Source organism: Streptomyces sp. NPDC054765 (assembly GCF_053612065.1).
Genome location: NZ_JBSHBP010000020.1, coordinates 81,285 through 93,587, shown reverse-complemented (window position 1 = coordinate 93,587; position 12,303 = coordinate 81,285). Strand labels below are relative to the sequence as shown.

Genomic DNA, 12,303 nt, shown 5'->3' with positions numbered 1-12,303 from the left:
CCCCCTCGCGCAGCGAATCTCCTGATCCGAGAGCTTCCGTACCCCGCCGCCCAGCGGCGAAACCAGGGAAGCACCTTTGCGCCGGATGTAGATGACGGAAGAGCGCCTTCGACTCTTTGTTCCGTGTTTTCTGCGAACTGCCGTCAGTGTCCCCGCACGGAGCGCCGCCCGCTTTGCGGACGTACAGCCGATGACGCCTTGTACGTCCACCTTCCGGGCAGCGTTGCGCCCCGCGCTCGCAGCTGACGGCCGGCCCGTGAAGGAGCCTGCCATGTCGATGATCCGTGACCTGCGTGCCGCCGTCCGCCCCTCCCGGCGGCGCGACGCACCCCCGTACCACTACGAGAAGTCCGCCCCGGCCTGCGCGAACAGCGCCATCGTCGACTGCGGTGTCTACCGCGAGGGCCGCCGGGTGAGCGAACACGTCACCCCGGCCGAGGCGATGGCCGGGGTCCGGGCCGGGGGCGGCTTCGCCTGGATCGGGCTGCACGAGCCCACCGAGGCCGAATTCGCCGGTATCGCCCAGGAGTTCGGGCTGCACCCGCTCGCCGTCGAGGACGCCGTGCACGCCCATCAGCGGCCCAAGCTGGAGCGCTACGACGAGACCCTGTTCACCGTCTTCAAGACGGTCCACTACGTCGAGCACGCCGAGCTGACCGCCACCAGCGAGGTGGTGGAGACCGGTGAGGTGATGTGCTTCACCGGCCGGGACTTCATCGTGACCGTCCGGCACGGCGGCCAGGGCTCGCTGCGTGCGCTGCGGCACCGGCTGCAGGACGACCCGGAGCTGCTGGCCAAGGGGCCGTCCGCGGTGCTGCACGCCATCGCCGACCAGGTCGTCGACGGCTATATGGCGGTGGCCGGCGCGGTCCAGGACGACATCGACGAGGTGGAGATCGACGTCTTCAGCTCGGGCACCAACGGCAAGGGCTCCCCCAAGGGCGGCGACGCCGGGCGGATCTACCAACTCAAGCGTGAGGTACTGGAGTTCAAGCGCGCGGTGTCGCCGCTGCTGCGGCCGATGCAGCTGCTGAGCGAGCGCCCGATGCGGCTGGTCGACTCCGACATCCAGAAGTACTTCCGGGACGTCGCCGACCACCTGGCACGGGTCAACGAGCAGGTGCTGTCCTTCGACGACCTGCTCAACTCCATCCTGCAGGCCAATCTCGCGCAGGCGGCCGTCGCGCAGAACGAGGACATGCGCAAGATCACGGCATGGGCGGCGATCTTCGCCGTCCCCACGATGATCGCCGGGATCTACGGCATGAACTTCGACTACATGCCCGAACTGCACTGGAAGTTCGGCTATCCGGCCATGATGCTGGTGACGGTCGCCATCTGCTTCGGCATCCACCGCGGGTTCAAGCGCAACGGATGGCTGTGATCCGGGCCCGGTGACGCCGGGCTCCGCCGTATCCCGGCGCCCTGGGCGGCCCCACGGAGCGCCCAGGCCGGGGCCATTAGGCTGGGCCGTATGACGGAGACCGTGTCGCAGGCCCTGCAGGATCGGGCGCTCATCGAAGAGGCCACGAAGAAGTCCGGCCTCATCTGGGTACGGGGAAGCGCCGGCCCGGCCCGAGCGCTGTGGCATCTGTGGCACGACGGAGCCGCCTGCCTCATCGGGGACGGGCCCGGCGAACAGCCGCTGGCCGGCCTCGGGCTCACCGACGGCGCCACGGCGACAGTCACCGTACGCAGCAAGGACAAGGGCGGCCGGCTGATCGCCTGGCAGGCCCGGGTCGTCGAGCCGGCGCCGGGAAGCGAGGCCTGGCAGGCCGCCGTCGACGAGCTGAAGGGCAAGCGCCTCAACGCACCGGACGCGGAGACCCTCACCGAGCGCTGGGCGCGCGAGTGCCGGGTGCTGCGGCTGGAGCCGACCGGGGAGGTCGGGCAGCGCCCCGGACAGATGCCGGACGGCTCGCACGCCGTACCGCCGCCGGCGAGCCCCGCGATCACCCGGCGCCCCGTCCCGGCCGCGCTGCCGAAGCTGCTGCGGCGGGGGCGTAAGGGCTGAGGCACAGGACGCCACGGCCGGGCCCGCCCGTCGGGCCGCACTGCCGGCGAGCCGGCCGGCGGGGCGGCGCCCGGCGAGCTGCCGGGCCGCGGTCGTCGCCGGCTCTCAGCCCTTGCCGGAGATCTGGGTGCCGTAGTCCACAACCTGGCCCTTGGCCGGGGCCGCGAGGTCCACGCGCTTGCCCCAGTCGGCCAGCCGGACCACCCCCGCCCCGCCGGCGCGCTGCAGCCGCAGCGGGTAGGGCGTGCCCTCCAGCGAGACGTCCAGGGTGCCGCCGGAGCCTGCGCCGGCGGCCACCCGGATGGTGCGGACCCCGTCGATGTCGCTGCGGTCACCGGTCGTCAGCTTGCCGTGCAGCCCGAGCAGACCGGCGAGCAGGGTGTCCTTGTCGGTGAAGCCGCTGAAACGCTGGTAGACCGGGTCGCCGGCGGGCACCTTGACGTACTTGCCGTCGAGCTTGCCCGCCGCCCGGCCGGGCGTACCCGACGCACCGCTCTTCTCGCCGGCCCAGAAAGCCGCGTCCGCCTTCAGATAGAGCGCATCGCCGATCCGCAGCAGCTGGAAGGCGGCCGCCTTCGTGGTCAGCGCCCCCTTGGCGCCGTCCTTGGCCAGGCTCATGTCGAGCTGGTAGGTACGGCCCTGGCTGACGACATTGCCGGAGAGGCGCACCGTGTCGGCGCGCCGGGCCGCGGCCCGCGCCTTGGACTCGATCTTCGCGGCGGACAGCTTTCCCACGCCGTTGGTGCCGGCGTCCGGGTCTTCCCCGCCGCAGCCGGTCAGCGCCACGGCCAGTACCGCACAGGCCGCCCCCACAAGCGCGGCCCGTCCCGTACGACGGGTTCCGGCCGGGGGTCGGGGGCCGGCCCCCGGGGGGATTGCGCTCACGTCGGCTCTGCCTCCTGATGCTGGTGACCTCGACAGCAGTACGGCAGCGTACCTGGGCCGCGCACGGTCTTCCGCGGGGTGCGTGGCGGTCACCCTACGGCCTCTTCCCCCGGGGCGGCGCGGGCCGGGGCGCGTTAGCCTGAACCCGAATTGATGCCTTATTTCGGGGCTGAACGGGAGAAAGGGCGGCACTCTGCATGGCGGTGGTGACTCCCCGGGTCTTCGTCTCCCATCTCGCCGGCACCGCCGTCTTCGACCCCAACGGCGACCAGGTCGGCCGGCTGCGGGACCTCGTCGCGCTGCTCCGGGTCGGCGAGCGCCCGCCGCGGATGCTCGGCGTGGTCGTCGAGGTGATCAGCAGGCGCCGGATCTTCGTTCCCATGACGCGGGTGACCGGCGTGGAGTCCGGCCAGATCATCATCACCGGCGTGGTCAATATGCGGCGCTTCGAACAGCGGGCGTCCGAGACGCTGGTGCTCGGCGAGCTGCTCGACCGGCGGGTGCGGCTGGTGGAGACCGGCGAGGAGGTCACGGTCCTCGACATCGGCATCACCCAGCTGCCGGCCCGCCGTGACTGGGAGATCGACAAGGTCTTCGTACGGAAGGGCAAGGGCGGGGCGCTGCGCCGCAAGGGCGAGGCGCTGACCGTGGAGTGGTCGGCGGTGACCGGCTTCTCGCTGGAGGAGCACGGGCAGGGCGCGGAGAGCCTGCTCGCCACCTTCGAACAGCTGCGGCCCGCCGACCTCGCCGGCGTACTGCACCACCTCTCCGCCAAGCGCCGCGCCGAGGTCGCCGCGGCGCTGGACGACGACCGGCTGGCCGACGTCCTGGAGGAGCTGCCGGAGGACGACCAGGTCGAGATCCTCGGCAAGCTCCAGGACGAGCGGGCCGCCGACGTCCTGGAGGCGATGGACCCGGACGACGCCGCCGATCTGCTCTCCGAGCTGCCGGAGGAGGACAAGGAACGGCTGCTGGCGCTGATGCGGCCGGAGGAGGCCGCGGATGTGCGGCGGCTGATGTCGTACGAGGAGCGGACCGCGGGCGGTCTGATGACCACCGAGCCGATCGTGCTGCGCCCGGACGCGACGGTCGCGGACGCGCTGGCGCGGGTGCGCGACCCGGACCTCTCCCCCGCGCTGGCCGCCCAGATCTACGTCTGCCGGCCGCCGGACGAGACGCCCACCGGCAAGTACCTGGGCCTGGTGCACTTCCAACGGCTGCTGCGCGACCCGCCGTTCACCCTCGTCAGCTCGATCGCCGACACCGATCTGCCGGCCCTGCCGCCGGACACCCCGCTGCCGGAGGTGACCAGTTATCTGGCCGCGTACAACATGGTGGCCGCACCGGTCGTGGACGAGAGCGGGGCCCTGCTGGGCGCGGTCACCGTCGACGATGTGCTGGACCATCTGCTGCCGGACGACTGGCGGGAGGACGGGCTGCACGGTCCGGCGGCGGCCGGTCTGACCGGCGACCGGCGCCTGGGGGAGAGTGCGCATGGCCGGTGAGGAGCGGGAGAGCGGTAGGGAGCGGTCGCGGGCGAACGGGGCCTCGGCGGTACGCCGGGGCTCCGGGGACCGGCCGCGGGTCCGCCTCGACCAGCCGCGCGCACCGCGCCGTACGTTCCTGCCGGAGTACGACCCGGAGGCCTTCGGACGGCTTTCGGAGAAGATCGCCCGCTTCCTGGGGACCGGCCGGTTCATCGTCTGGATGACCGTCGCCATCATCCTGTGGGTCATCTGGAACACCACCGTGCCCAGCGGCCTGAGGTTCGATCAGTACCCGTTCATCTTCCTGACGCTGGCGCTGTCCCTCCAGGCGTCGTACGCCGCGCCGCTGATCCTGCTGGCGCAGAACCGCCAGGACGACCGCGACCGGGTCACCCACGAGCAGGACCGCAAGCAGAACGAGCGCTCCATCGCCGATACCGAGTATCTGACCCGGGAGATCGCGGCGCTGCGGCTCGGTCTGGGCGAGGTCGCCACCCGCGACTGGATCCGCTCCGAGATCGAGGACCTGCTGAGGGATCTGGAGCAGCGGCAGCCGGCCGGCGCGGAGAGTGATGAACGCGACCGCTGACGGGCTTTCCGGAGGCACCCTCACGCGCCGTACCATCGGGACATGGCTACCGACATGCCCCAAGGCACCGCTCCGAGCGAGGACGCGGTCCGCGACGCGCTCGCGACGGTGAACGACCCCGAGATCCACCGCCCCATCACCGAACTGGGGATGGTCAAATCGGTGGACATCGCGGCGGACGGCGCGGTGGCGGTCGTGGTCTACCTCACGGTCTCCGGCTGCCCGATGCGCGAAACGATCACCAACAACGTGCGGGACGCCGTCGCGAAGGTCGCGGGTGTCACCGGCGTCGCCGTCGAGCTCGAGGTGATGAGCGACGAGCAGCGCAAGGAGCTGGCGGCGTCGCTGCGCGGCGGCACCGCCGAGCGTGAGGTGCCGTTCGCCCAGCCCGGTTCGCTGACCAGGGTCTACGCCGTCGCCTCCGGAAAGGGCGGCGTCGGCAAGTCGTCGGTGACGGTCAACCTCGCCGCGGCGATGGCGGCCGACGGTCTGAAGGTCGGTGTCGTGGACGCCGACATCTACGGCCACTCGGTGCCCCGGATGCTCGGTGTCGACGGCCGGCCCACCCAGGTCGAGAACATGATCATGCCGCCGTCGGCGAACGGCGTGAAGGTCATCTCGATCGGCATGTTCACCCCGGGCAACGCCCCCGTCGTCTGGCGCGGGCCGATGCTGCACCGCGCGCTGCAGCAGTTCCTCGCCGACGTCTACTGGGGCGACCTGGACGTCCTGCTGCTGGACCTGCCCCCGGGCACCGGCGATATCGCGATCTCGGTGGCCCAGCTGGTCCCGAACGCCGAGATCCTGGTGGTCACCACCCCGCAGCAGGCCGCCGCCGAGGTCGCCGAGCGGGCCGGTTCGATCGCCGTGCAGACCCACCAGAAGATCGTCGGCGTGGTCGAGAACATGTCCGGGCTGCCCTGCCCGCACTGCGACGAGATGGTCGATATCTTCGGCACCGGCGGCGGCGAGCGGGTCGCCGAGGGCCTCACGAAGACGACCGGTACCCAGGTGCCGGTGCTCGGCTCCATCCCGATCGACGTCCGGCTGCGCGAGGGCGGCGACGAGGGCAAGCCGGTCGTGCTGACCGACCCCGACTCCCCCGCCGGCTCGGCGATCCGCACGATCGCCGGCAAGCTGGGCGGCCGGCAGCGGGGTCTGTCGGGTATGTCGCTGGGTATCACCCCGCGCAACAAGTTCTGAGACCGCGGCCGGTCCCGCGAGCGGTTCCCCGACGGGGGTGACCCCGGGGAACCGGCTCCGGGACGGCGTGGAAAGGGGCGGCCCGTTACGGGTCCGCCCCTTTCTGCCGTGCCCGTTCAGCCCTCGTACGCGGCGAGATCCTTGATCACCGAGAAGGCCAGCCCGTACGCGCTCATCCCGCGCCCGTAGGCGCCGATGTGCACGCTCTCGGGGCCGTCGGGGCCCTCGGGGCCCTCGCTCGCCGAGCCGGCCAGCACCCAGCCGTACTCGGACTCGCGGTAGGCGAACGAGGTCGGCACTCCGTCGACCGGCAGTATCAGCTCGCTCCAGCTCCCGCCGCCGAGGTCGTCGGCCAGCTCCCAGGCCAGCATCGTCTGCTGGTCCAGCCAGTCCTGGCGCAGCGTCCGGTCCATCTGGGTCGGCCAGGTCTGCGCGAGCAGGCCCGACCCGGCGAGCCAGGCGGCCGTCGAGACCGAGGTCGCCTCCAGTACGCCGGTGCCGTCGGCGCTGCGCCGTACAGGGCGGCTGGCGACCGTGACCACGACCGCGAACCGCTCGTCCTGCGGCGGTTCCACCTTGATCGTGGGCTCCTCGCCGTGCCCGGTGGCGCCGTGCTCGACGGTGCCGTCCGCGGCCGCGCCGACCTGCATCAGCCAGCGCGGACCGGTGAACGCCTCGTCGAGGCCGTACCACGGGAACGCGGCCAGCAGATAGCCGTCGACCTTCCGGACGGCCTCCGCGGGCACCTGTGCCGCTGTCCGACTCGTCGTCTCCATCTGCGCGGAGCCTCCTTGTTGCCCTGCGTCGTGGGCGGCCCGCCCCCCTCAGGCGACCGAACCCCGGACACCCGGAGCATAGCCATAGGCGTCAACACAGCCGGTCATACCGGTGTGTGTCAGGTGGCGTCGGCGTCGAACGGCGGACGCTCGTCCGGCTGAGGGCTGCCGGTCTTCTTCACCATGTCGGGGCGGCCGGCGGAGGCCGGGGACTCCTTGGAGAGGCTGGGGCCTGAGCCGTTCGAGGGCGTGGCGGAAGAGGCGCTGTCGTGGCCGTGCACAGCGTCGGTGACCTCGGCCATCTCCTTCTTCAGGTCGAAGCCGTCACGGATCTCCTGAAGGTCCTTGAGGCCGTACTCGTCCTTCTCCAGGACGTGCTTGCGGACGAAGTTCTTGGGCTTGAGGTCCTCGAACTCGAAGTCCTTGAAGTCCGGCCCGAGCTCGCTGCGGATGTCTTCCTTGGCACTGTCGGAGAACGCCCGCACCTTGCGGAGGAAGGTCATCACGTCCTGGATGACCTTGGGGAGCTTGTCCGGGCCGAAGATGAGCACCGCAAGGATCACGAGCGCCACCAGCTCGAGGGGTCCTATGTCGAAGAACACCTTGCAGCTCCTTGGGTAATCCGTGGCCTTCGTCGGCCTATGGGCCAGGCCGCGTATCACGGTACCTGGCCCCGTGCGTCGGGCGGGAGTCACCCGTGCCAACACCGTGCAAACGATCAGCCCGTGCTGGAGGACCCCAGGCTGAGCCGTACGGACCGGTCCTTGCCGCCCCTCTGGAGGGTGAGCACCAGCGTGTCGCCGGGCCGGTGGCTGCGGACCTTCACGATCAACTCCTCGCCGCTGTGCACCGGAGCACCGTCCACCCCGGTGATCACATCACCGGCCTTGATCCCGGCCTTGGCGCCGGGGCCGCCCGGGGTGACCGGCTGCTTGCCGCTCTTGCTGCGCCCGCTGACCCGCGCCCCGTCACCGGCGTACTCCATCTCCAAGGTGACGCCGATCACCGGGTGCGTCGCCTTGCCGGTGTTGATCAGCTCCTCGGCCACCCGCCTGGCCTGGTTGATCGGTATGGCGAAGCCCAGCCCTATGCTGCCGCCCTGGCCGCCGCCCTGGCCGCCGCCCTGGCCGCCGCCGTCCAGGCCGCTGCCGCTGTCGGCCGCGCGGATGGCGCTGTTGATGCCGATCACCCGCGCCCTGGCGTCCACCAGCGGGCCGCCGGAGTTGCCCGGATTGATGGGCGCATCGGTCTGCAGCGCGTCCACGTACGAGACCTCGCTGCCGTCGCCCTTCTCGCCGCCCGCGGTGATCGGGCGCTGCTTGGCGCTGATGATCCCGGAGGTGACGGTGTTGGCGAGGTCGAACGGTGCGCCGATCGCCACCACCGGGTCGCCGACCTGCACGGTGTCGGAGTTGCCGAGCGTGAGCGGGCGCAGCCCCGTGACGCCCTCCACCTGGACGACGGCGAGGTCATAGCCGCCGTCCTGGCCGACGACCCTGGCCCTGGCCGTCTGGCCGCCGCTGAACGTCACCGAGATCTCGCCACCGCTGCCGGCCGGCTGGACGACATGGTTGTTGGTGAGGATGTGGCCCTGGTGGTCGAGGACGAAGCCGGTGCCGGTGCCCTGCTCGGCGCTGCCCCGTACATGGATCGTCACCACCCCGGGCAGCGCGGTCCGGGCGATCCCGGCGACGCTGTCGGGCCGGCGGCCCCCCGCGTCACCGGCGGACTGCGGGAGCCTGATGTCGTTGATCCCGCCGTAGCGCTCGACATAGGCACCGACGCCGCCGCCGATGCCGCCCGCGAGCAGTGCGAGCGCCACCGCACCGGCGGTCAGCAGTCCACGCCGACGCCACCGCTCGTGCGGCGGCACGGCACCGGGTCCGCCCGGCAGCGGCGCGCTCCAGGGGTCATACTGCTGCCAGGCTCCGTGCGGGGCGAGGGGCTGTCCGTGAGCGGGGGGCTGTCCCTGGGCGGCGGCCGGTCCGTGAGCTGCAGCCGGTCCGTGGGCGGCGGGCAGGCCGGAGAAGGGCTGGTGCGGCGGCGGGGCGGCACCGGACGCGGCCACGGCTGCCGGGCGGGGGCCGCCGTCGCCGGGGTGGGGGACGAAGGCGCCGTCCTGCGCCGCCCCGTCGGGTCCGGCGCCCGGTCCGGCCATCGGGTCCAGGGGGGTGGTCCACGGGCCGCCGGAGTGCGGGGCAGCGGTCTGCGGGCCGGTGTGCCGGGGGCTCGTGTGCTGCGGGCCGGTGTGCCGGGGCGCGTCGGTCCGGGAGGCGGTGGCCGGGTCGGCAGGGGCCTGCGCGGGCGGCTGTTCACCGCCGGGCGCGAGCGGCGAGCGGTCCGGGAGGCCGGACTTCTCCAGCCCCGGCCGGTGGGTGGCGGCCGGTCCGGCCTCCGGCCGGGCGTGCGCGGCGTCGGCCGGCTGCTGCTCGCCGCCGGGCGCGAGCGGACAGCCGTCCTCGCCGGTCGTCGCCGGCGCACCCGTCGGCCGGGCGGGTGGTGCGGCGGGCGGCGGTGACTGGGGCGGGGCCGGGTGGCCCGCGGCCGGCACCCCGCCCCGCGGGGCGGCCGGGGCACCGTACGGGGGCAACGGCCCGGCAGCGGGCGGGAGCACCGTGCCGTGTGCGGGGGGCGCGACCGGCCGTTGTACGGGCGGCGCGGGCGCCCACGGACCGGGACCGCCGTACGGAGGGGTGCCGTACGGGTCCTCGGCGTGCAAGGGCTGCTGCCGCGGCGCCGCGCTCGCGGTCTCGGCCGGGGCCGGGGCCACGGGCGGCACCGGAGCGGTGGCGGGAGCAGGGGGCGTCGCCGTGGTCGTGGCCGTGGCCGTTTCGTCCGATGCCCCGGCGCTCGGGCCGGGCCGGGCCTCGTCCTGCGCGCCACCGGGCACCCGGCGGAGCGTCACGGTCGAGGGGGCCGGGCGCGCACCGTTCGTCCCGGCGGCCACGGCCCCGGAATCCCCGCGCTTCGTCCCGTCCGCGGCGGCCACCCCCCGCGCCACCGTCAACTCGTCGCCGACGGCGGTCTCTTCGGGTGCCCCGGCGTTCCCGGGCGACTGCGGCGCCGCAGCCGCCCCCGAGGCGTCCCGCGGCTCGGGCGGACGCACGATCCAGTCCTCCGCCCCCTGCGCGTCGGACCCGCCGGACGCCTCGGCCCCGGTCCCGCCCGCCGGACCGTCGGCGGGCGGCATCGCCCGCGGACCGGCCTCGGCGGACGGTCCGGTGCGCGGGGTGCCTCCCGGGCGGCTCCACCACTTCAGCTTCGGCCCGGCGGCCTTACCGTCGTCCATGCTCTCCCCAGAATTCGCCCGCGGTCGTGCGCGGGCCACCACCACCTCGCGGTACGCGCCCGGTCAGGGGTGCGCCGCCCCAGGGCGATTCAACCAGTTCCGCGCGGGGCTGCGCAGGGGACGGTCAGCGCCGGGCGGAGGTTGAGCCAGGGGCGGAAGGGCCTGCCGAGGCCGCGGAACCGATCAGCGGGCGCATGGACTCCAGGGGCGGGAGAGCGGGCGGGTTCTTCCGCACGGGGGCGTTGCCGGTCGCGGCGGCCAGGGGCGCGAGGTGGTACGCCGTGGCCGGGCCGGTCGCGGCTATCAGCGGCGACAGGCCGAAGCGTCCGGCCGCGGCGGGCGAGGCCACCGAGGACTGCGGGGAAGGGGGCGCCGTGGTGGGGCCGTACAGGGTCATGGCGCTGGGGGCCGGGGCCATGGTCGGACCACCGGACGGCCGCCAGGCGCCGGACCGGGAATTCTTGGCGGGAAACTCCTCACCGCGCAGCAGGGAACCGACGTCGGCCGCCGGGCTGGCACTGAGCGGGGTGACAGCCGTGCCGCCACCGTCGACGCGTCCGCCGGGCAGGTCGACCGCCGCCTCCAGCGGAAGGGCGCCACCCAGCGCAAAGGCCGCGAGCGAGACCGCACCGGCCGCCGCGAAGGCGAACCGGCGCCGCTGCGCGGGCCGGTCGGTCTCCTGTACGCGAAAGCCGCGCGCGGGGGGTGGCGTGGGCACCCCTGCCATGGCATGGCCGGAGTGACTGTCGGAGGGGACATAGCGGAACGCGCTGCCGCCACGGGCGAATTCACCACGCCCGAAACTGCCGCTGCCGAGCCGGCTGCCGGGACCGCTCCCGTCGCCACCGGGCAGCTGCTGCAGCCGTGCCAGCAGCCCCTCGGAGGGGGCGGGGGGCGCCGTCTCGGCGAATACGCTTTTCAGCCGACGCTGGGCGTCGGCCTCTGCCTTGCACCGTCCGCATGTCGCAAGGTGCGCGAGCACCCGCTCGCGTGCGTCATGCCCCAACTCGCCGTCGACCAGGGCCGCGAGGCGGTCGCCGAGATGCTGCTCGGCGGGGGACGGACCGCCACTGCCGCTCACGCGATTCCGACCTCCCCCGTGGGCACCACGGCCAGCGACCGCCGTTGCTCGCGCTCTTCGGCACGCGTGGCCGGAGCGCGGTGCTTGAGCGCCTTGCGCAGATGGGAGCGGCCGCGGTGAATCCGGCTGCGGACCGTACCGAGCTTGACACCGAGCGTCGCGGCGATCTCTTCGTACGACAGGCCCTCGATGTCGCACAGGACGACGGCGGCACGGAATTCGGGCGCAAGGGTGTCCAGCGCCTGCTGCACATCGGCGTCGAAGTGGGTGTCGTTGAAGTGCTGCTGCGGGGAGGGTTCGCGGCTGGGGAGCCGCTCTGCGGCATCGTCACCGAGCGCATCGAAACGGATGCGCTGACGGCGGCGGACCATGTCCAGGAAGAGGTTGGTGGTGATCCGGTGCAGCCAGCCCTCGAACGTGCCGGGGGTGTAGGTCGACAGCGAGCGGAAGACGCGGACGAACACCTCCTGGGTGAGATCCTCGGCGTCGTGTTGATTGCCGGTGAGGCGGTAGGCGAGGCGGTAGACCCGTGCACTGTGGGTGCTGACGATCTCCTCCCAGCTGGGCGGAGTCCACGCCTGCGCATCCGCGTCTGCGGCAAAGGTCGCGGTCGTTGCGGAGTCGGCGACGGGAGCCCCTCCCATGCCCTTGGGGCCATGGGGGCGGGAACGGTCAGCAGTGTGTGTCACGGATTTCGGCTCGGCGAACGACCTTTTCAAGCGCCTCAGCACCCCTCGGTCACCCGTCGCAGCCGCACCTCCCCTGGTGGCTCTGGTGGTGTCCAGTAGAGCCCCTACCATATCCACCTCGCCCGTTAGCTCCGGATAAGCAGTTTTGACCTGCATTTGGTCCTGCTTCTGGTCTTGCTCCATGTCTCGCACGGTCTTCACCGGCGCCTCCCCCCGTCATCCCTCTGCCTCTCCTTAACGCCCAGTCCCATCTGCGGGTTCCCGCACGCAGCGGATACAGTCACGGTTGC

The 12,303-nt window shown here is 72.8% G+C and carries 11 protein-coding genes; 5 read left to right on the top strand and 6 right to left on the bottom strand.

What is annotated here, in order from left to right:
• Window positions 1-271: 271 nt before the first annotated feature.
• Together ACWGJY_RS15700 and ACWGJY_RS15695 are read left to right on the top strand one after the other, a co-directional pair.
• Window positions 272-1,384 (top strand): magnesium and cobalt transport protein CorA, encoded by a 1,113-nt coding sequence (locus ACWGJY_RS15700; protein WP_453261348.1) that lies wholly within the window; start codon window positions 272-274, stop codon window positions 1,382-1,384.
• A 90-nt stretch (window positions 1,385-1,474) separates the two neighbouring features.
• Complete coding sequence (locus tag ACWGJY_RS15695; protein WP_453261347.1) at window positions 1,475-2,014, top strand: hypothetical protein; 540 nt, start codon at window positions 1,475-1,477, stop codon at window positions 2,012-2,014.
• A gap of 105 nt (window positions 2,015-2,119) precedes the next feature.
• Here the strand turns inward: ACWGJY_RS15695 and ACWGJY_RS15690 are convergent, their stop codons facing one another.
• Entirely contained in the window at window positions 2,120-2,899 is a 780-nt protein-coding gene (locus ACWGJY_RS15690; protein WP_453261346.1) for a hypothetical protein, read from the bottom strand.
• Window positions 2,900-3,096: 197 nt separating this feature from the next.
• On the opposite strand from ACWGJY_RS15690, the gene ACWGJY_RS15685 reads away from it, so the two are divergent.
• From ACWGJY_RS15685 to ACWGJY_RS15675, 3 genes are read left to right on the top strand one after another with little or no spacing between them, the layout of a single operon-like run.
• Window positions 3,097-4,404, top strand: coding sequence for a magnesium transporter MgtE N-terminal domain-containing protein (locus tag ACWGJY_RS15685; protein WP_453261345.1), 1,308 nt, complete (start codon window positions 3,097-3,099; stop codon window positions 4,402-4,404).
• The gene (locus tag ACWGJY_RS15680; RefSeq protein ID WP_453261344.1) at window positions 4,394-4,975 is read left to right on the top strand and encodes a DUF1003 domain-containing protein; all 582 of its coding nucleotides are present in this window, start codon (window positions 4,394-4,396) and stop codon (window positions 4,973-4,975) included. Before ACWGJY_RS15685 ends, ACWGJY_RS15680 begins: the two co-directional genes overlap by 11 nt.
• Window positions 4,976-5,017: 42 nt before the next feature.
• Window positions 5,018-6,178 carry an Mrp/NBP35 family ATP-binding protein gene (locus ACWGJY_RS15675; RefSeq protein WP_453261343.1) on the top strand — a complete coding sequence of 387 codons (1,161 nt, stop codon included), beginning with the start codon at window positions 5,018-5,020 and terminating at the stop codon, window positions 6,176-6,178.
• 116 nt (window positions 6,179-6,294) lie between these two features.
• On the opposite strand, the gene ACWGJY_RS15670 is transcribed toward ACWGJY_RS15675, so the two are convergent.
• The 5 genes from ACWGJY_RS15670 to sigE all read right to left on the bottom strand — a co-directional run bounded on the left by ACWGJY_RS15670 (window position 6,295) and on the right by sigE (window position 12,013).
• Window positions 6,295-6,954: a hypothetical protein gene (locus ACWGJY_RS15670; RefSeq protein ID WP_453261342.1), complete on the bottom strand. Its 660-nt coding sequence runs from the start codon at window positions 6,952-6,954 to the stop codon at window positions 6,295-6,297.
• 119 nt (window positions 6,955-7,073) lie between these two features.
• The gene (locus ACWGJY_RS15665) at window positions 7,074-7,556 is read right to left on the bottom strand and encodes a sec-independent translocase (RefSeq protein WP_453261341.1); all 483 of its coding nucleotides are present in this window, start codon (window positions 7,554-7,556) and stop codon (window positions 7,074-7,076) included.
• Between the two features lie 116 nt (window positions 7,557-7,672).
• Window positions 7,673-9,673, bottom strand: a complete 2,001-nt coding sequence (locus tag ACWGJY_RS15660) for a trypsin-like peptidase domain-containing protein (protein WP_453261374.1) — start codon at window positions 9,671-9,673, stop codon at window positions 7,673-7,675.
• 694 nt (window positions 9,674-10,367) lie between these two features.
• Window positions 10,368-11,324 (bottom strand): zf-HC2 domain-containing protein, encoded by a 957-nt coding sequence (locus ACWGJY_RS15655; RefSeq protein ID WP_453261340.1) that lies wholly within the window; start codon window positions 11,322-11,324, stop codon window positions 10,368-10,370.
• A complete protein-coding gene (sigE, locus tag ACWGJY_RS15650; protein WP_453261339.1) occupies window positions 11,321-12,013 on the bottom strand; it encodes an RNA polymerase sigma factor SigE in 693 nt (230 codons plus the stop codon). Before sigE ends, ACWGJY_RS15655 begins: the two co-directional genes overlap by 4 nt.
• Window positions 12,014-12,303: the final 290 nt, after the last annotated feature.